General features: G+C 66.2%; 24 protein-coding genes, 1 tRNA gene and 2 riboswitches. Of the genes, 10 read left to right on the top strand and 15 right to left on the bottom strand.

The features are described 5' to 3' along the window. Positions 1 to 12: 12 nt before the first annotated feature. The 6 genes from KHP16_RS23040 to KHP16_RS23015 form a co-directional block, all read right to left on the bottom strand. Entirely contained in the window at positions 13 to 1,389 is a 1,377-nt protein-coding gene (locus KHP16_RS23040; protein WP_109585330.1) for an L-serine ammonia-lyase, read from the bottom strand. Positions 1,390 to 1,417: 28 nt separating this feature from the next. Continuing rightward, on the bottom strand, positions 1,418 to 1,939 hold the full coding sequence (locus KHP16_RS23035) for a DUF421 domain-containing protein (RefSeq protein ID WP_109585329.1): 522 nt from the start codon (positions 1,937 to 1,939) through the stop codon (positions 1,418 to 1,420). 80 nt (positions 1,940 to 2,019) lie between these two features. Continuing rightward, entirely contained in the window at positions 2,020 to 4,941 is a 2,922-nt protein-coding gene (gcvP, locus tag KHP16_RS23030; RefSeq protein ID WP_211961219.1) for an aminomethyl-transferring glycine dehydrogenase, read from the bottom strand. A gap of 101 nt (positions 4,942 to 5,042) precedes the next feature. Then, complete coding sequence (gene gcvH / locus KHP16_RS23025) at positions 5,043 to 5,423, bottom strand: glycine cleavage system protein GcvH (RefSeq protein ID WP_109585327.1); 381 nt, start codon at positions 5,421 to 5,423, stop codon at positions 5,043 to 5,045. 98 nt (positions 5,424 to 5,521) lie between these two features. Beyond that, positions 5,522 to 6,646, bottom strand: coding sequence for a glycine cleavage system aminomethyltransferase GcvT (gcvT, locus tag KHP16_RS23020; RefSeq protein WP_211961218.1), 1,125 nt, complete (start codon positions 6,644 to 6,646; stop codon positions 5,522 to 5,524). Between the two features lie 83 nt (positions 6,647 to 6,729). Continuing rightward, a riboswitch (glycine riboswitch) is annotated at positions 6,730 to 6,853 on the bottom strand. 33 nt (positions 6,854 to 6,886) lie between these two features. Continuing rightward, positions 6,887 to 6,973: riboswitch (glycine riboswitch) on the bottom strand. 99 nt (positions 6,974 to 7,072) lie between these two features. Beyond that, on the bottom strand, positions 7,073 to 7,297 hold the full coding sequence (locus KHP16_RS23015) for a glycine zipper 2TM domain-containing protein (RefSeq protein ID WP_109585325.1): 225 nt from the start codon (positions 7,295 to 7,297) through the stop codon (positions 7,073 to 7,075). Positions 7,298 to 7,596: 299 nt separating this feature from the next. Between KHP16_RS23015 and KHP16_RS23010 the strand changes: the two genes are divergently transcribed. The 3 genes from KHP16_RS23010 to KHP16_RS23000 all read left to right on the top strand — a co-directional run bounded on the left by KHP16_RS23010 (position 7,597) and on the right by KHP16_RS23000 (position 12,094). Next, complete coding sequence (locus KHP16_RS23010) at positions 7,597 to 9,693, top strand: UvrD-helicase domain-containing protein (protein ID WP_109585324.1); 2,097 nt, start codon at positions 7,597 to 7,599, stop codon at positions 9,691 to 9,693. Between the two features lie 335 nt (positions 9,694 to 10,028). Then, entirely contained in the window at positions 10,029 to 10,757 is a 729-nt protein-coding gene (locus KHP16_RS23005; RefSeq protein ID WP_109585323.1) for a response regulator, read from the top strand. A gap of 5 nt (positions 10,758 to 10,762) precedes the next feature. Further along, positions 10,763 to 12,094: an ATP-binding protein gene (locus KHP16_RS23000; RefSeq protein WP_244835967.1), complete on the top strand. Its 1,332-nt coding sequence runs from the start codon at positions 10,763 to 10,765 to the stop codon at positions 12,092 to 12,094. 44 nt (positions 12,095 to 12,138) lie between these two features. On the opposite strand, the gene KHP16_RS22995 is transcribed toward KHP16_RS23000, so the two are convergent. Beyond that, positions 12,139 to 13,323, bottom strand: a complete 1,185-nt coding sequence (locus KHP16_RS22995) for an ABC transporter substrate-binding protein (RefSeq protein WP_211961217.1) — start codon at positions 13,321 to 13,323, stop codon at positions 12,139 to 12,141. A 235-nt stretch (positions 13,324 to 13,558) separates the two neighbouring features. Here KHP16_RS22995 and hemN point away from each other — a divergent pair, with 235 nt between their 5' ends. Beyond that, the gene (gene hemN / locus KHP16_RS22990) at positions 13,559 to 14,971 is read left to right on the top strand and encodes an oxygen-independent coproporphyrinogen III oxidase (protein ID WP_211961216.1); all 1,413 of its coding nucleotides are present in this window, start codon (positions 13,559 to 13,561) and stop codon (positions 14,969 to 14,971) included. 126 nt (positions 14,972 to 15,097) lie between these two features. Here the strand turns inward: hemN and KHP16_RS22985 are convergent, their stop codons facing one another. Beyond that, positions 15,098 to 15,601, bottom strand: a complete 504-nt coding sequence (locus KHP16_RS22985) for a hypothetical protein (RefSeq protein ID WP_211961215.1) — start codon at positions 15,599 to 15,601, stop codon at positions 15,098 to 15,100. 159 nt (positions 15,602 to 15,760) lie between these two features. Further along, positions 15,761 to 16,669 (bottom strand): c-type cytochrome, encoded by a 909-nt coding sequence (locus KHP16_RS22980; protein ID WP_109585321.1) that lies wholly within the window; start codon positions 16,667 to 16,669, stop codon positions 15,761 to 15,763. A gap of 332 nt (positions 16,670 to 17,001) precedes the next feature. Here KHP16_RS22980 and KHP16_RS22975 point away from each other — a divergent pair. The 3 genes from KHP16_RS22975 to KHP16_RS22965 all read left to right on the top strand — a co-directional run bounded on the left by KHP16_RS22975 (position 17,002) and on the right by KHP16_RS22965 (position 18,029). After that, positions 17,002 to 17,077: transfer RNA gene (locus KHP16_RS22975), tRNA-Arg, on the top strand. A gap of 348 nt (positions 17,078 to 17,425) precedes the next feature. Continuing rightward, positions 17,426 to 17,692, top strand: a complete 267-nt coding sequence (locus KHP16_RS22970) for a BrnT family toxin (protein WP_109585320.1) — start codon at positions 17,426 to 17,428, stop codon at positions 17,690 to 17,692. Then, positions 17,679 to 18,029, top strand: a complete 351-nt coding sequence (locus tag KHP16_RS22965) for a BrnA antitoxin family protein (RefSeq protein WP_109585319.1) — start codon at positions 17,679 to 17,681, stop codon at positions 18,027 to 18,029. The genes KHP16_RS22970 and KHP16_RS22965 overlap by 14 nt, the downstream gene beginning before the upstream one ends. Before the next feature lie 30 nt (positions 18,030 to 18,059). Here KHP16_RS22965 and KHP16_RS22960 read toward each other — a convergent pair whose 3' ends face one another. Then, entirely contained in the window at positions 18,060 to 18,971 is a 912-nt protein-coding gene (locus KHP16_RS22960) for a LysR family transcriptional regulator (protein ID WP_121492977.1), read from the bottom strand. Between the two features lie 140 nt (positions 18,972 to 19,111). Between KHP16_RS22960 and KHP16_RS22955 the strand changes: the two genes are divergently transcribed. After that, positions 19,112 to 19,498 carry a RidA family protein gene (locus KHP16_RS22955; RefSeq protein WP_115955618.1) on the top strand — a complete coding sequence of 129 codons (387 nt, stop codon included), beginning with the start codon at positions 19,112 to 19,114 and terminating at the stop codon, positions 19,496 to 19,498. 6 nt (positions 19,499 to 19,504) lie between these two features. Here KHP16_RS22955 and KHP16_RS22950 read toward each other — a convergent pair whose 3' ends face one another. The 3 genes from KHP16_RS22950 to KHP16_RS28595 form a co-directional block, all read right to left on the bottom strand. Then, positions 19,505 to 21,115 (bottom strand): ABC-F family ATP-binding cassette domain-containing protein, encoded by a 1,611-nt coding sequence (locus KHP16_RS22950; protein ID WP_211961214.1) that lies wholly within the window; start codon positions 21,113 to 21,115, stop codon positions 19,505 to 19,507. A 155-nt stretch (positions 21,116 to 21,270) separates the two neighbouring features. Next, complete coding sequence (locus tag KHP16_RS28600) at positions 21,271 to 21,825, bottom strand: serine O-acetyltransferase (protein ID WP_279636835.1); 555 nt, start codon at positions 21,823 to 21,825, stop codon at positions 21,271 to 21,273. Positions 21,826 to 21,936: 111 nt separating this feature from the next. Further along, positions 21,937 to 22,071 carry a hypothetical protein gene (locus KHP16_RS28595; RefSeq protein WP_258308127.1) on the bottom strand — a complete coding sequence of 45 codons (135 nt, stop codon included), beginning with the start codon at positions 22,069 to 22,071 and terminating at the stop codon, positions 21,937 to 21,939. Between the two features lie 302 nt (positions 22,072 to 22,373). On the opposite strand from KHP16_RS28595, the gene KHP16_RS22940 reads away from it, so the two are divergent. Both KHP16_RS22940 and arfB read left to right on the top strand, forming a co-directional pair. Continuing rightward, positions 22,374 to 23,759, top strand: coding sequence for an FAD-binding oxidoreductase (locus KHP16_RS22940; RefSeq protein ID WP_109585315.1), 1,386 nt, complete (start codon positions 22,374 to 22,376; stop codon positions 23,757 to 23,759). A 42-nt stretch (positions 23,760 to 23,801) separates the two neighbouring features. Beyond that, complete coding sequence (arfB, locus tag KHP16_RS22935; RefSeq protein WP_244835965.1) at positions 23,802 to 24,209, top strand: alternative ribosome rescue aminoacyl-tRNA hydrolase ArfB; 408 nt, start codon at positions 23,802 to 23,804, stop codon at positions 24,207 to 24,209. A 6-nt stretch (positions 24,210 to 24,215) separates the two neighbouring features. Here the strand turns inward: arfB and KHP16_RS22930 are convergent, their stop codons facing one another. Together KHP16_RS22930 and KHP16_RS22925 are read right to left on the bottom strand one after the other, a co-directional pair. After that, a complete protein-coding gene (locus KHP16_RS22930; protein WP_211961213.1) occupies positions 24,216 to 25,238 on the bottom strand; it encodes an alpha/beta hydrolase in 1,023 nt (340 codons plus the stop codon). A 51-nt stretch (positions 25,239 to 25,289) separates the two neighbouring features. After that, entirely contained in the window at positions 25,290 to 25,958 is a 669-nt protein-coding gene (locus tag KHP16_RS22925; RefSeq protein ID WP_211961212.1) for a TetR family transcriptional regulator, read from the bottom strand. Positions 25,959 to 26,054: the final 96 nt, after the last annotated feature.

Genomic DNA, 26,054 nt, shown 5'->3' with positions numbered 1-26,054 from the left:
CGCGGTCCGGCGTCAGCATTCGACGATATTCACGGCCAGCCCGCCGCGGGCGGTTTCCTTGTACTTGGTCTTCATGTCCGCGCCCGTCTCGCGCATGGTCTTGATGACCGAATCGAGCGACACATAGTGAGTGCCGTCGCCGCGCAATGCCATGCGGGCGGCATTGACGGCCTTCACCGACGCCATCGCGTTGCGCTCGATGCACGGAATCTGCACGAGGCCGCCCACGGGATCGCAGGTCAGGCCGAGGTTGTGCTCCATACCGATCTCGGCGGCGTTCTCGACCTGCTCCGGCGTGCCCCCGAGTACCGCCGCGAGCGCGCCGGCCGCCATCGAGCACGCGACGCCGACTTCGCCCTGACAACCTACCTCGGCGCCCGAGATCGAGGCGTTGAGCTTGTACAGCAGGCCGATTGCGCCGGCGGTCAGCAGGAAGTCGACCACGCCCGCGCGGTTGGCGCCGGGTACGAAGCGATCGTAATAATGCAGCACCGCGGGGATGATGCCGGCCGCGCCGTTGGTCGGCGCGGTCACGACGCGTCCACCCGCGGCATTTTCCTCGTTGACGGCCATCGCGTACAGGTTCACCCAGTCCATCACCGAGAGCGGATCGGACAGCGTGCGTTCGGCGCGTTCGGTCAGGTTGCGGTGGAGTTCTCGGGCACGCCGGCGCACCTTGAACGGGCCCGGCAGTTCACCTTCCGTGCGGCAGCCGCGCGCGACGCAGGCCTGCATCACGTCCCAGATATGGAGCAGGCCGTCGATGACCTCGGGCTCCGTGCGCCACGTCAGCTCGTTCTCGAGCATCAGCCGCGCGATCGACTTGCCGCTGTCGCGGGCCATGTCGAGCATCGCGCGTCCGGTGGTGAACGGATGCGGCAGTTGCCGCGCGGCCGCGAGCACCTGCGTGTTGGGCGCGCCCGCCGTCACGACGAAGCCGCCGCCGACGGAGAGGTATCGCGCTTCGCGCAGCGGCGTGCCCGCCGCATCGAAGGCGTGGAACTTCATGCCATTGGGATGCTCGGCCATCGCCTCCCGCCGGTAGAACGCAATGTGCTCGCGTTCGACGAACGGGATGGCGTGCGCACCGAGCAGCGCCATGGTCCGCGACTGGCGCACCGCGCCGAGTTTCGCGTCGATGGTATCGGGGTCGATCGTGTCTGGCGCCTCGCCCATGAGGCCGAGCATGACCCCCTTGTCGGTACCGTGCCCTTTGCCGGTTGCGCCGAGCGAACCATAGAGTTCCACGCGCACGCTGCCCACCTGAGGCATCAGGCCATCGCGCTCGAGGCCCTGCGCGAACATCAGCGCGGCGCGCATCGGGCCCACGGTGTGCGAGCTCGATGGGCCGATGCCCACCTTGAAGAGATCGAAAACGCTGACGGCCACGGTAAGCCTCCCTTGCTGCTGCCTATGACTACGGTTCGCCGGGATCGCGCCACAGCGCGCCCAGCTGTTGCTCTTCCGACGGCGGGGCTTCGCGCTTCATCACGCTGACCGTGCCATCGGTTTCCAGGATCGCGAAGCGCACCTGCTCCAGCCGTTCGCAGCCCTGGCGGCGCAGGATCTTCTGCAGCTCGTGCGAGCTGATGCGCTCCCGCCGCATGACCGCCTCGTTGACGTGGCCGTCGTGGATCAGTATCTGCGGCGTGCCGTCCACGATCGACTCGATCCGCCGGCTGCGCCAGGTGAAGTAGCCCAGCGTGGCATCGGCGCCGAACAGCGTCAAGGCCAGTATCAGTCCCGCGGCCACCGAGTTGTCGCCGGCGTTCATGGCGTTCTGCACGGCGTTGGAAATGATCAGCAGCAGGACGAGATCGAATGGCGTGAGCTGGCCGGTCTGGCGCTTGCCACATAACCGCATCAGGAGCAGCAGCGAGCCGTAGACGATCAGGCCACGCAGTACGAATTCCCACCACGGCGCTTCGAGATGCCACATGAGAGAGCTCTCCTCAGGAACGCGCCGCCTGCACATCAGCGGCGCGCTCCGAGCATAACGCGTCCCTCAAACGCCGTCTGTCAGTCCTGCGCGTACTCGCTCATCGGCACGCACGAGCAGAACAGGTTGCGGTCGCCATACACGTTGTCCGCGCGGCCGACCGGCGGCCAGTATTTCTGCGTGCGCAGCGACGCCACCGGGTAGGCGGCTTCCTCGCGCGTGTAGGCGTGCGTCCATTCGTTCGCGGTGATCACGGCGGCGGTGTGCGGCGCGTGACGGAGCGGGTTGTCCTCGCGGTCGAAGGAGCCATCGGCCACGCGGGCGATTTCCGCGCGGATGGCGATCATCGCGTCGATGAAGCGATCCAGCTCGTGCAGGGCCTCGCTTTCGGTCGGCTCGATCATCAGCGTGCCCGGCACCGGGAAGCTCATCGTCGGCGCGTGGAAGCCGTAGTCCATCAGACGCTTGGCAACGTCCTCGTTGGTGATGCCCGTTTCCTTCTGGAGCGGACGCAGGTCCAGGATGCACTCGTGCGCGACCAGGCCGTGCTGGCCGGTGTACAGCACCGGGAAATGCGGCGCGAGGCGGCGCGCAACGTAGTTGGCCGTGAGGATCGCGTTCTCGGTCGCGGCGGTCAGGCCGGCCGAACCCATCATCGCGATGTACATCCACGAGATCGGCAGGATGCTGGCCGAGCCAAACGGCGCGGCGGAAACACCGCCGATGCCGTTGTCGTCGCGGCGATAGCCGACGCTGTCCTGGTTTGGCAGGAAGTCCGCGAGGTGCGCGCCCACGGCAACCGGACCCACGCCCGGGCCGCCACCGCCGTGCGGGATGCAGAAGGTCTTGTGCAGGTTCAGGTGCGAGACGTCGCCGCCGAAATGACCGGGCGCGGCGGTGCCGACCATCGCATTCATGTTGGCGCCGTCCACGTAGACCTGGCCACCGTGGCGATGCACGATGTCGCAGATTTCCTGCACGCCAGCCTCGAACACGCCGTGCGTCGACGGGTACGTGATCATGATCGCGGCGAGGTTCGCGCTGTGCTGCGCGGCCTTTTTCGCGAGATCGGCGAGGTCGACGTTGCCGTTGTCGTCGCAGGCCACGACCACCACCTGCATGCCGGCCATCTGCGCGGAGGCGGGGTTGGTACCGTGCGCCGAAGACGGGATCAGGCAGATGTTGCGGTGGCCTTCGCCACGGCTGGCGTGGTACTTCTGGATGATGAGCAGGCCCGCGTACTCGCCCTGCGAGCCGGCGTTCGGCTGCAGGCTGACTGCGGCGTAGCCCGTGGCCGCGCACAGCATCGCTTCCAGCTGATCGATCATCTCGCGGTAGCCGACCGTCTGGTCGAGCGGCGCGAACGGATGGATGCGGCTGAACTCGGGCCACGTCACCGGAATCATCTCGCTGGTGGCATTCAGCTTCATCGTGCACGAGCCGAGCGGGATCATCGTGCGGTCGAGCGCGAGGTCCTTGTCGGCGAGCATGCGCAGGTAGCGCAGCATCTCGTGCTCGGCATGGTGCGTGTTGAACACCGGATGCGTCAGGTACGCGCTCTGGCGGGCGAGGGCTTCAGGGAAGCCGTCGGACACCGTGGCCTCGATGGCGTCGAAGTCGGGCAGCGGCTTGCCGTGCGCGAAGATCTCCCACAGCGTGACCACGTCAGCGCGTGTGGCGGTCTCGTCGAGCGAAACGCCGATGCGCGTGGCGCCGGCATGCCGGAGGTTGATGCCATGCGAGGTCGCCGCGGCGTGAATCGCTTCCGTGTTGAAGCCGGTCTCGAACGTCAGCGTGTCGAAGAAGGTCTCGTTCAGCGGCGTGTGGCCGAGGGCCTTGAGGCCCGCCGCCAGCGTCGCGGTCAGGCGATGCACGCGTTGCGCGATGCGCTGGAGACCTTGCGGGCCGTGATACACGGCATACATCGACGCCATCACGGCCAGCAGCACCTGCGCGGTACAGATGTTCGAGGTCGCTTTCTCGCGGCGGATATGTTGTTCGCGCGTTTGCAGCGCGAGGCGGTACGCCTTGTTGCCCTGCGCGTCCACGGTCACGCCGACGAGGCGGCCCGGCATCGAGCGCTTGAACGCATCCTTCACCGCCATGTAGCCCGCGTGCGGGCCGCCGAAGCCAAGCGGCACACCGAAGCGCTGCGAGTTGCCGACCGCCACATCCGCGCCCCATTCGCCGGGTGCGGCGATTAGCGTCAGCGCAAGCAGGTCGGCCGCGGCCACCACCAGACCTCCGGCAGCGTGCACGGCATCGGCGATCGCGCGGTAGTCGGCCACGTCGCCGTTCACGCCCGGGTATTGCAGCAGCACGCCGAAAGCATCGGCGCCGGCGGCGGCGGCCGCGGGGCCGACCTTGATGTCGATACCGAGGGGCAGCGCGCGCGTGCGTACCACTTCCAGCGTTTGCGGCAGCACGTCGTCCGCCACGTAGAACGTGTTCGAGGCATGCTTGTTCACGCGCTGCAGCAGCGTCATGGCCTCGGCGGCGGCCGTGCCTTCATCGAGCATCGACGCGTTGGCGATGTCGAGGCCGGTCAGGTCCGTGATCATCTGCTGGAAGTTCAGCATCGCTTCCAGGCGGCCCTGCGAAATCTCGGGCTGGTACGGCGTGTACGCGGTGTACCAGGCGGGATTCTCGAAGATATTGCGCAGCACCACGCCCGGGGTGAGCGTGTTGTAGTAGCCCTGGCCGATGAAGCTCTTGAACACCTTGTTCTTGCCTGCCAGTCCGCGGAGCCTGGCCAGCGCGGCCTCTTCGGTCAGCGGGGCGGTGAATTCACCGAGCGGCATGCCGTCGCGGCGACGGATGGCGGCCGGGATCACGGCGTCGATCAGCGCGGCGCGCGTCTCGTAGCCGAGCACCTTCAGCATGTGGCGCTGTTCGGCGGAGTCGGGACCGATATGGCGGGCGGAGAACGCGTCGCGCGCCTCCAGTTCGGCCAGCGTGGGGCGGGATTGCGCGGCAGCGTTCGTGGGCAGCGGGGCGTTCATGGCAAGGGTCTCGTTGTGGCGGCACCGGTGGTCGGCCGGTGCGTGCCGGGTACTTCGTTCTGGTGCCTCCCGCCGGCTCTGCGGGAGGCGGCCGCGGGCGCTCAGGCGCCGACGCTGGCCTTGTAGGCGTCCACGTTCATCAGGCCGTTCACGTCGTCGCCGTTGGCGGGCTTGATCTTGAACAGCCATGCGTCAAACGCGTTGGCGTTGACGCTTTCCGGCGCGGCCGTGGCGGCATCGTTGATCGCGATGACTTCACCGGCCACCGGCGCGTAGATGTCGGAGGCGGCCTTCACCGATTCCACGACGGCCAGTGCGTCGCCGGCACCGACCGTGCGGCCGACCTCGGGCAGTTCCAGAAAGACGATGTCGCCCAGCGCGTCCTGCGCATGGTCGGTGATGCCGATGGTCAGGGTGCCGTCGGCTTCGACGCGTACCCACTCGTGCGACTCGGTGTACTTGAGGTCGGCGGGGAAGTTCATGAGGTTTCTCCGGATACAGATGTTGGGGTGTGGAGCCGGCGAGGCAGCCATGCCTGCCGGCGATCCATCGTGTTGTTGGGCGACCGTGGTTGCGAGCTTCAGCTCACGAGTGCCTTGCCATTGCGCACAAACGGCAGTTTAACCACAGTTGCGGCGAGTTTGCGGTCGCGGATCTCCACCTGCACCTCGTCACCGGGCGCGATGTCCTTCGGCAACCGTGCGAATGCGACAGACAGCGACAGCGAAGGGCTGAACGTGCCGCTCGTGATCTCGCCTTCGCCGCTAGCGGTGATGACCTTCTGGTGCGCACGCAGCACACCCTTGTCGCGCAGGATCAGGCCGAGGAAGCTCTTCCGCTGGCCGTTGGCGACGAGTGCCGCCTTGCCGGTGAAGTCGCGCTCGCTCTGCAGATCCACCGTCCAGGCCAGGCCCGCGTCGAGCGGCGAGGTTTCGATATCCATGTCCTGGCCGTACAGGTTCATGCCGGCCTCCAGGCGCAGCGTGTCGCGCGCGCCCAGACCGGCCGGGCGCACGCCCGCGGCCTGCAGCTTTTCCCAGATGCCTGCGACGTTTTCAGCCGGCACCACGAGTTCGAAACCATCCTCGCCGGTGTAACCGGTACGCGCGACCATCAGTTCGCCGACGGCGGGGTCCTGCACGACGACGGCGTTGAAGGGCTTGAGCGTATCGGCGGGCTGTGTCGAAGGGAAGGCCGCATACACGCGGCCCCGGGCGTTCGGTCCCTGCACGGCGATGATCGCCAGGGCATCGGTGCCTTCGGGGGCCACATCGGCGCGGCGGGGCGTGATGGCGACACCGCTGCCGGTGGCCTCGTTGCGCGCGCGGATCCATTCGATGTCGCCGAGCGCCGTGCTGGCGTTGACCACGAGGCGGAAGCGGTCCTCGGCAAAGAAGTAGACGATCAAGTCGTCGATGACGCCGCCCTTTTCGTCGAGCATGCAGGAATACAGTGCCTTGCCCGGCGTCTGGAGCTTGTCGACGTTATTGGCGAGCAGGCCGCGCAGGAAGGTACGCGTGTTGGCGCCGACCAGATCGACCACGCACATATGGGAGACGTCGAACATGCCGGCGTCGGTCCGAACGGCATTGTGCTCCTCGATCTGTGAGCCGTAGCTGACCGGCATGTCCCAGCCGCCGAAGTCGACCATGCGGGCGCCGAGGGCGCGGTGGATGGCGTTGAGGGGCGTGGCCTGGAGCGTCATGGGGGCTTTCCTTTGGTCGCGAAAACAAAAAAAGGGTCATCCGTCGCGAGGCGCAATGGCTGTGCCATAGTGCCGTCGCGACGGATGACCCCTCTGTCCTCGATACCTGAGAGATTACGAAACCTTACCGGCCTCGCGCGCCCCTTCGGTGGACACGCTCATCATGCATGCAAGCGATGACGGGTGCCGCTCTCCAGAGTTCGGTAGTCATGCTGTGCATAATGCAGCGACGCATCACCACCGATCCGACCGGTCCTTGGTGCCTGAGAGTTTTCGGGTGATACCCCTTCGGCGGCGCAGTGACGCGCGCTCTCCCGGACGGATGCGCGTGAATGTACGGGAGGGCCGGGAACGTGTCAACGTCTCCCCGGCCCGGTCCCTTGCATGGGTCTCCGTCCTGTCGGCGTAATTCAGGCGGATATGTAATTACTTCCGGTCGTTGGTAATGACGTTACCCACCACACCGCCGACCGCCGCGCCGCCGAGCGTACCCAGCGCGCTGCCGTTTGTCAGCACCGCGCCGCCGGCCGCGCCGACGCCCGCGCCGATCGCGGTATTCCGCTGTTTGGGGGACCAGTCCGCGCAGCCCGCGAACAGGCTCACGGTCAAGCCGATCAGTGCGACGCGGGACAGTTTGTTCAAGGTAGTCATGATGGCTCTCCATTTTGGTGTTGAGTTATCGGTGGCGCCGCCCTCGTACCGCCCTGACTGCCCGACGGCCTCGCGTGCCATGACACTAAGAGGCAACATTCGTGCCGCGAGTTGCGCCGGCTTACGGACCCTTACCAAGTGTTACCGCGATGAAACACCTCGGGCCCGGGTGCGTCGCTCCGGGCAAGCGGTGAAGGTGCGGTGAAGGTGCGCGTGCTACCATCGACCGCTTTCTCGTCGCCGTCCGTCGCGTGTCTTGAACGCCACGTGCAACGCGCCTCGCCTGACTCCCATCCCCCATGACCCACGGACTCAACGCCGCGCAATCCGAAGCCGTCCGCTATCTGGACGGGCCCTGCCTTGTACTGGCGGGGGCGGGCTCCGGCAAGACGCGCGTGATCACGCAGAAGATCGCCCACCTGATCGAGGACAAGGGCTTCGAGCCCCGCCACATCGCGGCCGTGACCTTCACGAACAAGGCGGCCAAGGAGATGCAGGAGCGCATCGCCAAGCTGATGGAGGGCAAGACCACGCGCGAGGGCAAGCGGATTCCGCTCAAGCAGTTGACCGTGTGTACGTTTCACTCGCTCGGCGTGCAGATCCTGCGTATGGAGGCGGAGCATCTGGGGCTCAAGCCGCAGTTTTCGATCATGGATGCCGACGACTGTTTCGGCCTCGTGCAGGAACAGCTCGCCACCACCGACAAGAAGCTGATCCGCAGCGTGCAGGGCACGATCTCGCTGTGGAAGAACGGCATGATCGATCCGGAGACGGCTATCGCCCAGGCGTCCAATGCGGACGAACATCAGGCCGCGCTGGTCTACCGCAACTACGTGGCCACGCTGCATGCCTATCAGGCCGTCGACTTCGACGACCTGATCCGGCTGCCGGCGGAGCTGTTCGCGCGCGACGAGGCGGTCCGCCTCAAATGGCAGAACCGCCTGCGCTACTTCCTCGTGGACGAGTACCAGGACACCAACGCGTGCCAGTACCAGCTGCTCAAGCAGCTGGCGGGCGGCTCTCACCTGCGCGCGCCGGCATTCACGGCCGTGGGCGACGACGATCAGGCGATCTATGGCTGGCGCGGCGCCACGCTCGACAACCTGCGCCTGCTGCAGACCGACTATCCGGACCTGAAGGTCATCAAGCTCGAACAGAACTACCGCTCGACGGTACGCATTCTCGAGGCCGCCAACGCCGTCATCGCGAACAATCCCAAGCTGTTCGACAAGAAGCTCTGGAGCGAGCATGGGATGGGCGACCCGATCGCCGTGCATGGCATGAACGACGAAGAGCATGAGGCCGAGTCTGTGGTGTTCCGGCTCTCCGCGCACAAGTTCGAACGGCGCGCGCAGTTCCGCGACTACGCGATTCTCTATCGCGGCAACCATCAGGCGCGGCTGTTCGAGCAGATCTTGCGACGCGAGCGCATTCCATACGTGCTGTCGGGCGGCCAGAGCTTTTTCGACAAGGCCGAGATCAAGGACATCTGCGCGTACCTGCGGCTGATCGCGAACCCGGACGACGATCCCGCGTTCATCCGCGCGATTACCACGCCGCGCCGGGGCATCGGCACGACCACGCTGGAGGTGCTTGGCACGTTCGCGGGGCAGGCCAAGGTGTCGCTGTTCGAGGCCGCGATGATGGGCGGGATCGAAGGCAAGCTGCAGCCTCGCCAGCTGGAGCCGCTGCGCGTCTTCTGCGAGTCGATGGTCCGGCTGGCCGACCGCGCCGGCAAGGACCCCGCGACGGTCGTGCTCGACGACCTGATGGAGGGCATCCACTACGAGGCCTACCTGTACGACACGTTCGACGAGCGGCAGGCGCAGTCGCGCTGGACCAATACGCTCGAGTTCCTCGACTGGCTCAAGCGCAAGGGCACGCGTCCCGAGCCCGCGGACGGCGCGGAAGCGACCGGCTTCGACAATGCCGACGGCTTCGGCGACGAGGGCAAGAATCTGCTCGAGCTCACGCAGACCGTCGCGCTGATGAGCATGCTCGAAGGCCGGGAAGAGGATCCGGACGCCGTGCGGCTGTCCACGCTGCATGCGTCGAAGGGCCTCGAGTACCCGCACGTGTTCCTCGTCGGCGTGGAGGAGGGCATCCTGCCCCATGCGCGCGAGGACGAAGACATGAGCGACGAGAAGATCGAGGAAGAGCGGCGCCTCATGTACGTGGGCATCACGCGGGCACAGCGCAGCCTCCAGATCAGCTGGTGCAAGAAGCGCAAGCGCGCGCGCGAGACTTACTCGTGCGAGCCGTCGCGCTTCATCGCCGAAATGAAGCTCGAGGAAGCGCCTGCGCCGAAGGACGAGACGCCGGCGATGAGCCCCAAGGACCGACTCGCGGGCCTCAAGGCGCTGCTCGGCAATGCGGGCAAGACGGTCGCCGGCTGATGTCTGCGCCCCTGCAATACATCTGATACAAGCCGGACAAGACCGTCCGCGCGGCCGCCCCTAGCATGGCGGAACGCGAGACGTCTCGGCGTCATGCGTCGCACCGCGCTCGCCCTTCGGTTGCGGTGTGGCCAGGCATGCGCCTGGCTTCTTCCCTGTTGAACGCTCCCGGCGCGGCAGCACCGGGGGCGTTTTTTTCCCGGCTGCCGCCCTGCCTTCCGCAATGCATGGCGCCCGCGTCACGTACCAAAGTGGATACAAATCGTTCTCGGCACGCCAACGGCAAGCTGGTACAGTGATTTTCGCGTGTCAGCGCGCCGTTCTATCGAGTTGCCATGAATCTTTCGCCCTCGCTCCCCATCCGCTTGCTGATCGTCGATGACGATCCCCAGATTCGTTCCATGCTCGCTGAGTACCTCGCGACATTCGGCATGGAGGCGGACGGCGCCGAAGGCGGCGCGGCCATGCGGTCCGCGATGAGTCAGAACAGCTACGACCTCGTCATCCTCGACCTTTCGCTGCATGGAGAGAACGGCCTGACGCTGTGCCGCGAACTTCGCGATCAGGGCAATACGCCCGTGATCATGCTGACGGCGCGCGCCGAACTCGCCGACCGCGTGGTGGGCCTCGAGGTGGGTGCCGACGACTACGTGACCAAGCCGTTCGAAATGCGGGAGCTTGTTGCGCGCATCCATACGGTGCTGCGGCGCAGCCGCGCCGACAACAAGCGCTCCGCCGTGGCCGCCGGTCACGAACTGCGCTTTGCCAACTGGCGGCTCAATACGACGCTGCGGCAGCTCGTGGACGAGGAGGACACGATCGTGCCGCTCTCGAACGCCGAATTTCGCCTGCTGCTGACCTTCATCGAACATCCGAACCGCGTGCTCGACCGGGAGGTGTTGATCAATCAGGCACGTGGGCGCGACCTCGATGTTTTCGACCGCAGTATCGATCTGCTGGTCTCGCGCCTGCGTCAGAAGCTGCGTGACGATCCGCGCGACTCCGCGCTGATCCGCACGGTGCGCGGCGAAGGGTACGTGTTCACCGGCAGCGTGGAACACTGACGCGCATGGCCGAGTCGATGCAGCCGCGCGGGGAATCGAGTACCGAAAGTGTCTGGCGCGAACGGCGCCACGATTCGATGTTCGTGCGGTTGTTCTTCGTCATGGCCGCGATCATGCTGGCCGTCCACGTGCTCGGCGTGACCGTCATCGAAGGGCTGTTTCCGCGGCCCGGCTCGGACCGGCACGCGCAGCAGATGCGGCGCGCCGCGTCGGAGGCGATGGCCGGTGGCGCCACGGGCGGTACGGGTCCGGCGTCCGCGCCCGGTGCCTTGCTGCAACGCGCCGACACGGACGGCGATGGCGACATCGACGACGACGATTACTACGGACCGCCGCTGCGCAGCCTGCACGACGACCGCTTCCGTCCGGGCTTCAGGCCTGATGCCCCGGGCATGCATGGCGGCCCACCGGGAGGGCCCTTCAACGGTCGCTTCGATGGACCGCATCGTGAGCCGCCCGATGGCGGCTTCTTTCTGCTGCACGGCCTGTGGCCGCCGCACCTCGGCATGGTCTTCCAGCTGGCCGCAATCCTCATCGCCTCCTGGGTGGGCGCGCGCCTGCTCGCGCGTCCCGTGCAGCAGCTTGCGCGCGGCGCGGGGCGGCTCGCGCAGGACGTCCATGCGCCGCCGCTCGACGAACATACCGGTCCCGCCGAAGCACGCGCCGCGACGCATGCGCTGAACCTGATGCAGCAGCGCATTCGCACGCAGCTCGCGCAACAGTCGCGTTTTCTGGCCGCCGTGTCGCACGATCTGCGCACGCCGCTCACGCGCATGAGCCTGCGTATCGAACGCATCGAAAGCAACGACGTGCGCTATCGGCTGCGGCAGGATCTCGCCGAGATGAACGGGCTGATCGACGCCACCCTGTATTACCTGCGCGAGCGCGACGGTGCGACGGGGCCGCGCCAGCGTGTCGATGTGCAGGCGCTGCTGCAGGCGATCGTCGACGATGCGCAGGAGATCGGGCAGGATGTCGTGCTGGTCGGCAGCGCGCAGCCGATGCATGCGTATCCCGCCGAATTGCGGCGCGCGGTGGTGAACCTCGTCGAGAACGCGCATCGCTATGGCGGTGCCGCGCAGATCGTGCTGTCGGATAGCGCCGAGCGCGTGTTAATCGATGTGTGCGACAGCGGTCCCGGCATTCCGCCGGCGGAATTGCAACGCGTGCTCGAGCCGTTCTATCGCGTGGAGTCGTCGCGCAGCCGGGCGACGGGCGGTGTGGGCATGGGCCTCGCGATTGCCGCGGACATCGTCGCGCGGCATGGCGGGGAGCTCGAGTTGTCGAACCGACTGGAAGGCGGCCTACGCGTGCGCATCGTGCTGCCGAGAGACTGAGCCCCGCGCGTTTTGCGCGCGAGGCTTGCCCGACGGCGGGGTGCCTAGGCCCGCTGCGGCGCGCCGTCCTTGCCGATTACCGCGAGCTGCACGTATTGCGACCCACGCGCCCCGCGCGTGAAGTCCAGCAGGAAATCCCCGACGTCGACGCGCGACTGCATCGCCCGCCGCAGTTCGACCGCGCCCGCCGCGCGCGTACCCGCCGCTGCGCGCACGAGCCATGCCGCGCCGATATAGCCCGCCATCGTCGCGGGTGAGGGCGGTTCGTCGAGATATTGCTTCATGCGCGCGACGTGCTCCTTCACGACGCGCAATGTCGATTCCTGCGGACCCGGTGCCACCTGCGTCAGCACGATGCCGCCGGCGTAACGGGCGCCGAGAATCTCGCGCGCGGAGGCCGGGCTGACCGAGGACAGCCCCACCAGAAAGCCGAACCATCCCTGCGCCGCGAGCGCGCGGCCGAGGTTGCCGTACGCGAGCGTATCGCCCGCGATCACCACCGCCCCGGGCTTGCGCGCGGCGATCAGGCGCGCGCTCTCCGTGACGTCACCGGTCAACTCGAACGCGCGCGTGGCCATGTCCTGTTCCATGCGCGCCAGCCATGGGGTGCCCTTGCGCAGCGTGCCGTCCGCGAAGTCCGGCGCGACGGCGAGCGCGATACCCGACAAGCCATACTTGCGCAACTGCTTCACCGCGGCGTCGAGCTCCGATTGATAGTCCGACCGCGTGTACCAGACGTTCTCGGCGGGCAGCGACAGCCCTGACAACGGTGCGACGATCTGCACGCCCCGGCGCATGATCTCGGACGATTGCACGAGGGCGGGCAGCAGGCCGTCACCGGGACCGAACAGCACGTCCGCGCGTTCGTTGTCGACGAGGGCGATGGCTTGCCGCAGCGCGTGACGCGGATCCGGATCGGCATCGCGCGCGATGTGCGAGATATGGAGGCCGCCATTCGGGGCATTGGCGGCATTCGAGGCATTGGCGGCGTCGAACATCACCTTGGCGCCAGCGAGATAATCGCGCGCGAGGTCCGCCTGAGCGCCCGCACGGCTCACGAGGTGCACGACCACGAGCTGCCGGCGGCCGCCAGGCGCCGCACTCGCGGTCTGTGCGCGCGAAGGCATCGCCATGCCGGCGCCCGTCGCGGCCAGCACCGCGAGCGCGCGTCGGCGGGCGGCGGACCCGGGAGGGGCATGCTGGGTGGACGGCGTGGGCAGTGGACGCATGGTTCGACGAGGGTGGGCTCACGAAAGGGCGGAGCGTAGCCAGCATTCGTGTCTGGGATGTGACGCGCAGCCTGTGGATAACTTCGTTGCCGTCGACTTGATACCGATCAACGCGCGGCGAAATTCGGCGGAATACGATCTCGACCATCGCCCCACCTCCGTATGCGCCATGTCAGGCCCCGACTTCCCGTTTCTCTTTCCTTTTCAATCGTCGCCTGCCGCCGCGCTTGCCGACATGACGCGCATCGATCGCGATGCGCTCGCCGGCTTCCGGGCGCTGGCCGGACGCATGGATGGCAACGGTCCGCGCTACACGTCGTACCCCACCGCCGACCGTTTTCACGCGGATTTCCCCGAAGCCGCTTACCTCGCCGCGCTGGATGATTGCGCGGCCGCGGCGCCGGCCCCACTGTCGCTGTACCTCCATATCCCGTTCTGCGACAACATCTGCTACTACTGCGGATGCAACAAGATCATCACGCGCGACCATGGCCGCAGCAGCCAGTACGTCGACTATCTTGTTCGGGAAATGGCTTTGGTGGCGCGGCGGCTTGGCACATCCGGCGCCGGGACAAAGCGCGCCGTCATGCAATCTCACTGGGGTGGCGGCACACCGACCTTCCTCGATCCCTCGGAAATGCAACGCGTGATGGCTGCGCTCGACAAGCACTTCAAGCTGCTGCCGGAGGGCGAACACGCGATCGAAATCGACCCGCGCACGGTGGACGATGCGCGCATGGTGTTGCTCCGCAACCTTGGCTTCAACCGCATCAGCCTCGGGGTGCAGGACTTCCATCCCGAGGTCCAGCAGGCCATCCATCGCGTGCAACCGTTTGCCCAGACGCGCGACGCCATCTTCGCGGCGCGGCGACTCGGTTTTCGCTCGGTGAGCATGGACCTGATCTACGGCCTGCCACACCAGACCACGCACCGCTTCCAGGAAACACTCGACCGCGTGTTGATGCTGATGCCCAACCGCATCTCGGTCTACAGCTATGCCCATCTCCCGCATATCTTCAAGCCGCAACGGCGTATCGACACGGCGGCGTTACCGGCCCCCGCCGAGAAGCTCGACATCCTCGTCTCGACGATCGAGCGGCTGACGGCGGAAGGGTACGTCTACATCGGCATGGACCACTTCGCGCTACCCGACGACGACCTGGCGCTCGCCCAGCGCGATGGCCGGCTGCAACGGAACTTCCAGGGCTATGCCACGCATGCGGGCTACGACCAATTGGGCTTTGGCGTCTCGTCGATCGGTTCGGTGGCCGGCCGCTACGTCCAGAACGCCCGCACGCTCGACGATTACTACGCCGCGCTGGACGCCAACCGCCTGCCGGTCTCGCGTGGCTTCGAGATGTCCGCCGACGACCACCTACGCAAGACCGTGATCGGTGAATTGATGTGCAACGGCACACTGAACATCCCGCAGATCGAGGCACGCTTCGACATCGACTTCGCTGACACCTTCCGCACCGAACTCAACGACCTCGACACCCTCGCCACCGACGGCCTCCTCCACCGCCATCCCACCCACATCACCATCACGCCGCTCGGCCGCCTGCTGGTCCGCCGCATCGCCATGGTGTTCGACCGCTACCTGCGGGAGGCAGAGCCCGTACCGCTACGGTACTCGCGCGTGGTGTGACGGAGCCTGTGACCCAAGAATTCGGAGAACGGCGAGTTTGCAAATCGCCTACCCCTCGCATATCATCAAGCCGTTGGATCCGCTGGGGCGCCGGAGAGTATTTCGTTACCCGGGCGAGCGTATCCATCAGATTCCAAGGCCGCTTTCGAGCGGCCTTTCCTTTTGCTGAAGGACTCCCGTGTCCTTCGCCCGCCTTGCGGGGCTGACGTCGCCCTTGGGGATGACCGAATACAGTTCCGCCCTAGGCTTACGCGAGGTCAGCTCCGGGATCGCCATGTCCTGCACGGTGTTGCCGTAGCCGTCCTCGCGTGGAACGACGCTCCGAACGGTCGTCATCTTGCTCGAGGCTTGTACGACCGCGGATGTGTCCAGCGCCGTCCTCATCTGCACGATGACATCCTCGATCGTGTAGCCGTCTCGCACGACGCGGCTTTGATGCATATGTCGGCCAAGCAGGACGATCTCGGGGAGCGCGACACCGGGTAGGCCCTGAGCCACTCTGGCGATGTTGATCGCTTCATGCTGCGCGGCTGTTAGCCGGCCAACAAGTATGGGCTCGACGCGTGCACCTTCCGCAATGCGTCTGAGATGGGCACGGATCTCACCCTCGATATCCTCGAATAGCGGCATGTGCTTGTTCGCCTCGCCAATGAAAAAGGCCCGCTGTTGCGGGCCTTGTTTTGGAAGTCAGCGCTCGACTTAATACAAGCGTCACTGTCTCCCCTGGCGGGAGGACCAACAATGGCGATGATCCGAAATCATCCCCTTGTTTGATACCAAGCAAATCACCTACTTCGCGGCGTTGACCATGTAGTTCGACGCCGCGATCACGTCCGCGTCCGGGCCGCCGTAGCCGCCCTTCGGGGGCATCACGCCCTTGCCCTTCAGCGCGTAGTTATGGATCGCATCCATGCCTTCCGCGATGCGCGGGGCCCAGGCGGCCTTGTCGCCGAACTTCGGCGCGCCGGCGACGCCGGCGGCGTGGCAGGCGGCGCAGACCTGGTCGTAGACCTTCTTGCCAACCTCGGCCGAAGCCGCGGCCGGCGCGGCGGCGGCAGCGGGCGCTGCGGCGGCGGGTGCCGGAGCCGGGGCTGCGGCAGCAGGGGCGGCAGGGGCGGGCGCGGCAGCCGCAGCGGGCGCTGCCGGAGCGGAAGCTTCAGCCTGCGCGGGCGCCGCAGCCGCCGGTGCCGGCGCGGGCGGCTCGGGGAACTTGGCACCGCCGGCGTCGGCCATGTAGACCACGGCACGGCCGAGTTCGTAGTCGGTATAGTCGTCCGGCGTGGTGCCCGCGCGCGGCGGCATCGCGCCCTTGCCGTGCAGCACCGCGTTCAGCAGGCCATTGAACCCCTGTCCGATCCGCGCGGTCCAGTCACCGGCGTTACCGTACTTGGGCGCACCCGCCGCACCGGTCGCATGGCACGCGGCGCAAACTTCCTTGTAGACCTGCTCGCCCGTCTTGAAGACGCGCGGCGCGTTGGGATCCTTGATTTCGAGAGAGGCGACCGGCTTGATCCGGTCGTTGACCGCTTCAACCGTCTGTGTTGACCCGGCCCCTTCCAGGGAACCGTGACCCACAAAGTTGACCAGCAGGATGATGACAATGATCGGGATCAGGAAAGCAGCAATCACGACTGCGATCAACTGCTTGGGCGTCTTGATGGGAGACTCGTGATGGTCGTTATGAACGTCGTCACTCATACAGAACTCTCGATTTTGCAGGAAACCTGGTGCAGCTCGCGCGAGCGGCTTGCTTTATATGGCCCTTTGTCGGGGGTGGATTCTGTCGCCATCTGCGCCATCGGACTGTCCCGGGTCACGCTCGGGGCAAGCGCTCCCTGAAAAGGCAACGCAAGAGCCACGAATCGACGCAAATAGCGAAGGATTATAAGCCCAACCCCGGTGCGTGGGGCCAAAAGCGGCGGCTGCGAGACCTCCGGACTTCCCTCTCCGGCGTCCCCCGCATGGACGCGGGATCGCAAACGCTGTATCCTATGCGACTTTCCGGCGGCGGCATTCGCCTCCGCCTCGATGCGCCCGTAGCTCAATGGATAGAGTACTGCCCTCCGAAGGCAGGGGTTGCTGGTTCGATCCCAGCCGGGCGCGCCAAGTGTTTTTCTCCTCGTCATCGCTCTGGCAGGTACGTTGAAGCGGCTGCAGGCTTCTGCCGTTCGACGGGACCATGTGCCTGAGCTTGCAGACACGTAATCAAAGAATCGTTGATTCCGCCGGGCCGATCCGCACCGCATAGTCGAGGCGTCGCGCCCATGGCATAAGGCCGTTGCACTTCATGCCAAAACGATCGCCCATGGGCTTCATTCGCGTCCACGCCTCGCTGCGTAAGGCTTCCGCTCGTCCGCGCTGACCAGCATGGCACGAGCATGGCAGTGGCCGCCGTCATTTTTTGTGTTGGCAAAGATTGCTTGCCAGCTTAAATTTACGCCCATACAATAAATCGTGCTGATCGACTACGACCCTGCCAAGGACCTCGTCAATCAGGCCAAGCATGGCATTTCGCTGGCCGCGGCTGGACTGCTCGACTGGGAGACCGTGTTGATCTCCGTGGATAAACGCAACGACTATGGTGAGGATCGTTTCCGGGCATTCGGCCTGCTCGATGACCGCCTCTACCTGGTCGTCTTTACCATTCGCGGCCAGGGGCTTCGAGCCATCAGCATGCGGAAGGCGAACCAGCGAGAGGTGCGACGATATGAACAAGCGTAAGACGCCGAAACCCGTGGCCGATGCAGAGGATGCGGCCATTCGCCGTGCGGCGGCTGCGGACCCCGATGCCCGAGAGTTGACCGAGGATGAACTGGCGCGCTTGCGGCCTGCCAGTGAGGTGCTCCCGCAGCTGGTGGGGAAAGGGAACACCGAGGCATTGATGAAACGGCGGGGTCGTCCCGCGTTGCCAGCCGACGCACGCAAGGTCGCGCTCAATATGCGCGTGGATCGCGACGTCGTCGATGCGTTCAAGGCAACCGGCGATGGTTGGCAAACGCGCATCAACGAGATCCTGCGGGCCTATGCGAAGACTCACAAGATGCTGCCGCAATCTTAGCCATATCCCGTGGCCATGGCTGTGGTGCGTTCAATGGTCCAGCGCCTCCATCAGCCCCACCACCCAATCCACAAACACCCTCAGCTTCGCGCTCACATGCCGGTTCGGGCGGTACGCCGCGTACATCGGCATCGTTGGCATCCGCCAGTCCTCGAGCAACGGCACCAACGCCTTGCGGGCCACGGGCTCGGTGGCCATGTAGCGCGGTAGCCAGAGGACGCCCATGCCGGCGATACCCGCCGCGAGGAAGGCGTTGCCGTCGTCGACCGTGAGGGCGTAGCGGCCCTGGATCCGGATCTCGTCCGTGTCCTCGCCCTGTTGCATGGATATCGGAAAGGGCTTGCCGGAGCGGGCCCAGCGGTAGCCGATGAGACTGTACTTTGGGTCGCCGAGGTCTGAGGGGTGGAGGGGGATGCCGGTGCGCGCCAGGTACGAGGGCGCCGCGTACACGCCGAGTTGGAGGTCGCCGATGGGTCGGGCCACCAGCGACTGGTCCCGTAATTCGCCGCCTCGCACCACGCAGTCCACGTTCTCGTCGATCAGATCGATCATGCGATCGCTCACGCCGAGGTCCAGCTGGATATCGGGATAGCGGGCGTAGAAGTCCGGCAGTGCGGGCGCGAGGATGATGCTCGCAAACGGCGCGGGCACATCCACGCGCAGGCGTCCCCGCGGTGCGATCGATGCCTGCGAAAGGCTCGTCTCCGCATCGTCCATATCCGCCAGCAAGCGGACCACGCGTTCGTAGTACGCCGCACCGTCCGCCGTCACGTTCACCTTGCGCGTGGTGCGGTTCAGCAGCTTCACCCGCAGCCGCGCCTCCAGCTGCTGCACGAGCTGCGTGACCGTGGTCTTGCTCATGTGCAGCGTGTCCGCGGCCTTCGTAAAGCTCCCCGTCTCCACGACGCGCGCGAACGCCTGCATGGCGTCGAATCGATCCATTCCCGCTCCCGCTGAACACGTTGAACGCGTTGATTGTTTGGATTCTACAAACAGTGCAGGACAGGCGTGCCCGTTTATCGCCGCGCCGACGCTGCGTACAGTGGTTTTCATCGAACAACCTTCCGATGGAGCCAAACACCATGACCCGCGACGTCGTCTTCCCACCCCACCGCCACGCGCTGTATGAAAAGAACCGCTACTCCCCAGCGGTCAGATCGAACGGCTTCCTGTTCGTCTCCGGCCAGGTCGGCAGCCGCGATGACGGCAGCCCAGAGCCCGACCTCAAGGCGCAGGTGCGCCTCGCCTTCGACAACCTGAACGCCATTCTCGCGGCGGCCGGCGGCTCGTTCGAAGACGTCGTCGACGTGACCGTCTTCATGGTCGACCCGCAAAAGACGTTCGAGACCATCTGGGAAGTCGTGCCCGACTACTGGGGCGAGGCGCCGTACCCCACGATCACGGCGGTCGGCGTCACGTGGCTCTACGGCTTTCAGTTCGAGATCAAGGTGATCGCAAAAGCGCGCTAAAGCGCGCTAAAGCGCGCCATCGACCAGCGTGACCGAGCGCGTGAGGCCAATGGCCTCCAGGAAAGCGTCGTCATGACTCACGACTACCAGCGCGCCCTCGTACGCGCGCAGGGCCGCTTCCAATTGCGCGATCGATTCGAGATCGAGGTTGTTGGTGGGTTCGTCTAGCAGCAGCAACGCCGGCGCGGGGTCGGCGTGGAGGATGCAGGCGAGGATCGCGCGTAAACGCTCCCCGCCCGACAACGCATGCACCGGCAGCGCCATGCGCGCCCCACGGAAAAGATAACGCGCGAGCAGGTTCGCGCGCTCCGCCCGTGGCAAGCCCGGCGTGAACTTCGCAAAATTTTCCGCGATCGTACCTGTTGCATCGAGCAGATCGAGCCGCTGCGACAGATAGGCGACGCGTCCCGGTCCGCGATAGACCGTGCCACTGCTGACGTCGATATCGCCGGAAAGGATGCGCAGCAACGTTGTTTTCCCCGCGCCGTTCCTTCCCCGGATCGCAACGCGCTCGGGACCCTGGAGGTTCAGCGTGATACCGCCTGCGGCAAACACCGCGCGGCCGTCTCGAAGTACCTGCATGGCTTCCCCTGCGAACACTTGCCGGCCCGCAGGCACGCGCGTCGCGGGCAATGACAGGTCGAAGCTCACGGTTTCCCGCAAGGCGTTGACGGCCGCCCCCAGCCGCGTGCTGGCCTCATCCACCCGCGCGCCGTGCGTGTCGTCGGATTTGCCGGCCGAAACCTGCGCCGAGCGCTTGCGTCCCCCCGCCACGATCTTGGGCAGTCCGGCATTGGGCACGTTGCGCGCCGCGTTCCCCGCGCGCCGCTCGCTGCGTTCGCGCGCCTGCTGCATATCGCGCCGTTCGCGACGCACCGCCTGGCGCAGACCGCGCACCGCCTGCTCCGCCGCCTGCTGTTCGCGTTCCATCAACTCGCGATACACGCTGTAGCTCCCGCCATACAGGCGCACCGACTGCCGGCCAAGTTCGGCGATGTGGTCCATGCGTTCGAGCAGCGCCCGGTCATGACTGGCGACGATCATGCAGCCTGTCCAGTCATCGACCACGCTATAAAGCCGCTGCCGCGCATCGCGATCGAGGTTGTTGGTCGGTTCGTCGAGCAGCAGCACGTCCGGCTGCGCAAGCAGTCGCGATGCGAGGCCGAGCGACATGATCTCGCCACCGCTCATGGTCCGCAAAGGACGCGCAACATCGATATCGGGCAGGCCCACGCGCACGAGCGCCACGCGCGTCCGTTCTTCGATATCCCACCCGTCGCCAACGACGTCGAACAACGACGGATCCGAACGGCCCGCGGCGATTGCCGCCATGGCAGCAAGCTGCGGCGCGATGCCGAGCGCCTGGGCAACGGACACGTCATCATCGAGTGGCAGATGCTGCGGCAGCCAGGCCAGACTGCCGATGACCTCGACGTGACCGCCCTGCGGCGCGATGTCCCCCGCGATCAACCGCAACAGGGTCGATTTACCGCAACCGTTGGGCGCGATCAGGCCGGTACGTACAGCGCCGAACGTCGCGGACAGATCTTCGAAGACGGGCGTGCCGTCAGGCCAGGAGAAGGAGAGATGAGAAATGCGGACGCGCGCGTCAGACATAGGAAGACCGAAACCATCGTGTGAACGGGAATCCCAGCGGCACCAGAACGCGCGCGACGGCGCGAGTACGGTAGCGATGGGGCAGGAGAGGGCGGTGCCTCAGTTCACATGACGGGAAACGGTCTCCAGAGGGGATGGGCGCATTCTACGCCCGGTCAGCCGCGCGCGTCCCAGCGATTGACGATGTAACGCCCGGCGCGATCTCGGGCGAGGTCGTCGGCCAGCACGCGCGCCGGGTTGCCCGCGACCGTGACATTGGCCGGCACGTCCCGCGTGACGACGCTGCCCGCGCCCACCGTTACGTTGTCGCCGATGGTCACGTCCTCGACGATGCAGACGTTGGGGCCGATGTACACGTTGTCGCCAATGGTCGCCGCCTGCCCATGGTTCGCGCCGATCGACACGCCCTGCGAGATATTGCAGTTGGCGCCGATGACCACCGACTCGTTGAGCACGATGCCGCCGAAATGGCCAATGTAAAACCCCGGCCCGATCCGCGTGCCTCGCGGAATCACGATGCCGAACCGCCGCTGCTTGCGGCGAAGCATCAGCTTCAGGAACGCGCCGCGCACCCCGGTCGTGCAGGCCGATGCGAGCCGAAACCACACGAGGTACTGGAAGCCTTCGGTGACAAGGTAATGCCTCAGGAACGCCTTGAACGTGGTCTCGCCCGCGACGCGATGGAGGTCGCTGCGGATCAGGGTCGTCACCGTGCTGTGGATAACCTTGCGATCAGCACGCGGGGACGAGGCGGCAACAGGAGAGGAACGCGTCTGCGACGCGGGCGACATCATGATGCGGGAATCCGGCGCGGGGAGGGATCAGGGACGCAGCAGATCGAAGCCGCCGAAGGCGACCACGCCGCTCAGCACCACATAGGCAGGCGAATCGCCTCCCAGCAGAAGGATGGCGGCGGCGAGCCAGGTCGTCAGCGTAAAGGCGATGGTGCGTTTCATGATGCGGCGGCAGAGGCGTCCGGCGCATACGAAATGGGGGGGCGAGCCGGGCGGGAGTTCGGTAAGTATAAACCCGCATCGCCGATCTTTGTTGCAGTGCATCAAACGCCGCACGGCGCGCCGGGGGAGATTGCGAATGTCTCGCCGCAGGCGCCTCATCCCTGTAACCATTCGGCCAGATTCAGACCCGCCCGAGTCCGTACTCAACCCTGCGTCCCAAGCCTGGATTAGGCTCGCCGCCGATGGCGCGTGCCTTGCATCGATGCTCCGCTCGGTACAGCAAAATCAAACAGGAGGGTGCCATGGCAACGATAGCTTCGGGTCATCTGGACGCGCTGCGACAGGCCGTGCACGGCCGCGTCCTGCTCCCCGGCGATGACGGCTACGATACGGCCCGTACGGTCTGGAACGCGACGGTCGACCGGCGGCCCGCGCTCATCGTGCAGTGTTCGGGCACGACCGACGTCCAGCACGCGGTCAATTTCGCGCGCGACCGCGGCCTCGCGCTCGCCGTGCGCGGCGGCGGCCACAATATCGCCGGCAGCGCGATCTGCAACGATGGCCTCGTCATCGACATGTCGATGCTCCGGGTGGCAAGCATCGAAGCGCGAGAACGCGTCGCATGGGTGTGTCCCGGCGCGACGCTCGCCGACTTCGACCATGAAGCGCAGGGCTGCGGCATGGCCACGCCGCTCGGCATCAACTCGACGACGGGCGTGGCGGGCCTCACCCTCGGCGGCGGCTTCGGCTGGCTGACGCGCAAGTACGGCATGACGGTGGACAACCTGCTCGGCGCGATGGTCGTCACGGCTGACGGGCAACGGCGCTGGGCGAGCGCGACCGAGGAGTCCGATCTGTTCTGGGCAATCCGCGGGGGCGGCGGCAACTTCGGCGTGGTGACGCTCTTCCAGTTCAAGCTGCACGAAGTGGGACCGCAGGTGCATGCCGGCCTGATCGTGTTTCCCGCGGCGCAGGCGCGCGAAGTGTTGCAGCAGTACAGCAGATTCACGGAGACCATGCCCGAAGACCTCAACGTCTGGGCGGTCCTGCGCAAGGCGCCGCCCCTGCCGTTCCTTCCCGAGTCCGCGCATGGCACCGACGTCGTGGTCCTTGCGGCATTCCACCTGGGCACGCCGGAGCAGGTGCAGGCCGACATCGCGCCGATGCGCGCCTTCGGACAGGCCATCGGCGAGCATATCGGGCCCGTGCCGTACACCGCCTGGCAACAGGCATTCGACCCATTGCTGGGGCCGGGTGCACGGAACTACTGGAAGTCCCACAATTTCTCGCGGCTCGACAACGCGGCCATCGACGCGATGATCGACTATGCGGCGCGCCTGCCGTCGCCGCTTGCGGACATCTTCCTGGGCCACGTTGGCGGCGTGGCCAACCGCGTGGCGCCCGACGCCACGGCGTATCACCACCGGGACGCGCGCTTCGTGATGAACGTCCATTCCCGCTGGGAGCGTCCGGACGAGGATGCCAACTGCATCGCATGGGCGCGCGACTTCTTCCGCGCGACGCAGCCGTACGCAAGCGGTGGCGTCTACGTGAACTTCCTGACCGAGGACGAAGCGGGACGGACCAGCGATGCCTATGGCTCCAACTATCCACGCCTTGCGGCGTTGAAGAAGCGCTACGATCCGCAGAACCTGTTCTGCACCAACCAGAACATCACGCCCGCCTGACATCGCCCCCACGCCGGCCCGTGCGTTGATATGATCACGCGCATGGCCGGCGAATTCCACATCCCTCACCACGAGTACGAGATCACCGCGATCCGCGCGCAAGGCGCGGGTGGGCAGAATGTCAACAAGGTGTCCAACGCGGTGCACCTGCGCTATGACGTGCGCGCGTCGTCGCTGGCGGACGACCATAAGGAACGCCTGCTAGCGCTCAGCGATCATCGCATTACGCGCGATGGCGTCATCGTGATCAAGGCGCAGCAGCATCGCAGCCTCGAACTCAATCGTGAAGATGCGATCCGCCGGCTGCACGAGCTCGTGCAAAGCGTGGCCGTGGCGCCGCGCACGCGGCGCGCCACGCGCCCGACCTTCGCCTCGCGCGTGCGGCGGCTCGAAGGCAAGACGCAGCGCAGTCAGGTCAAGGCGCTACGCGGCAAGGTGACGGATCACTGAGTGGGATCACTGAGTGACCGCCGCCGAGAAGCGGCTGCGTACGAATCGCGCGGCTTCATCGAGCGCGCGCCGTGCCTCGGGCAGAAACGGATGGTAGATCTGCCAGACATGCGGCACGCGCCTCCAGATGCGTAGTTCCGCCTCCCCGCCGGCCGCGCGCACCCGATCGACAAGGCGACGCGAATCGTCGAGCAAGACTTCCCGATCGCTCGCCTGCACGAACAGCGGTGGCAGCGCGGCCATCTCGCCCTCGCTCGCATACAGCGGTGACACCAGCGGATTGGTGGCCGGGATGTCGCCCAGGTAGAACCGCGCGGCTCGCGCCACCGACTCGCCGTGGAACATCACGTCGCTGCGATCGTTCGTGCGTAACGTTTCACCGGTCGCGGCGAGGTCGGTCCATGGCGAGAACAGCAGGGCGCCGGCGGGCATCGGCGATCCCTCGCGCTGCAGCGCGATGAGCGTGGCCAGCGCGAGGCCTCCACCGGCCGAGTCGCCCGCAATGACGATGTTCGCGGCCGACGTGCCGCGCGCGAGCAGCGCGCGATAGGCGGTAAGCGCATCGTCGAGCGCGGCGGGGTGTGGATGCTCGGGAGCGAGCCGATAGTCGAGCGAGAACAGCTGCACGCCGGATTTCTCCGCCAGCGCGAGGGTCAGCGGCCGGTGGGTTTGCGGGGAGCAGAAGTAGTAGCCGCCGCCGTGCAGATAGAAGATCGTCGGCATATCGATGTGCACCGCGACGTCGTGCGCCGCGATGTCGTCGTCACCTGTTGCGATGCATCTGGCCGCGCTGGTGCCGTCGATGGCGACACTGTCATTCCCATGCACGTCGAGCAGAGGCCGCGTCCACTCGCCGGGCAGGTCGGGCGCGGTAGACGCGCCGATGCGCCAGCCACTGGGCACGCGCGCCTGATGCCCGAACTGGCTCATCGCGCGCCGCGTCGCGGGGATGTCGATATGCTCGGGCGGCGGCCCGCGCTTCAGCTTCTTCCGTAATCCATACGATAGCAGCAGGTTCTGCAGACTCATCGGCAATCGCTCCGGAAAGGTACGCACGAAGATACGCACGAAGGTGCGTGGCTAGGAAAGCTTCGCGGCGGGCGCGGTGGCCAAAGCGCCGAGGTGCGACGCGCTTGCGTGGGCGCCAGCAGTGCCCCCGGCATTCGCGCCAACCAGCAGCCAGCGGATCAACTGCGTCGCCTGCTGCGCCAGCCGCTTGCGTTCCGAGGCGCCAGCCTCGAGATAGTCGGCCGACGCATGGAACAGATGCGACACCACATAGCGGCTGAAGTCGTCGAGCGCCACGCGCGGCAGCGCGGGACAAAGTTCAAGCCGCTCGATGTCCTCCGCCATCTCCGCCGCGATGGCATCGAGCAAGGCGCGAATCGCGTCGCGCAACGCCGGCTGCGGTCCCGTGATGCCACACAGGCCGACGATGAACGCATCGGCATGCGCGCGCGCATAGGCAAAGAACGCCTCGCATGCGCGCGTGGCGACTTCCTGCGGATTGTCGCGCGCCGCGGCCCAACGCACGGCCCGCAGCATCGGCCGCAGTTCATCGCTGACTTCGGCGAGCGCGGTCACCGCGAGGTCTTCCATGTCGCGGAAATGTCGGTAGAACGTATTCGGGTTGAGTCCCGCCTCGCGCGCGAGTTCCCGCAGGCCCAGCGCCGCAAAGCTGCGGCGTTCCGCGGCCAGCCGCAACGCCGCGTCGATGAGCCGGCGCTTGCCGTCGGCAATATCTTCCATGGTCGTGTTGTTCCGATTCGAACGATCACTCGAGTGACATGCATTGACTTTGCCTGCGAAGTAGACGATTGTCTACGGAAGATTTCTTCAAACGCG

Origin of the sequence: Cupriavidus plantarum (assembly GCF_905397285.1) — a bacterium.
GTDB lineage: Bacteria > Pseudomonadota > Gammaproteobacteria > Burkholderiales > Burkholderiaceae > Cupriavidus > Cupriavidus plantarum.
This window is presented reverse-complemented; position numbering and strand designations above follow the sequence as displayed.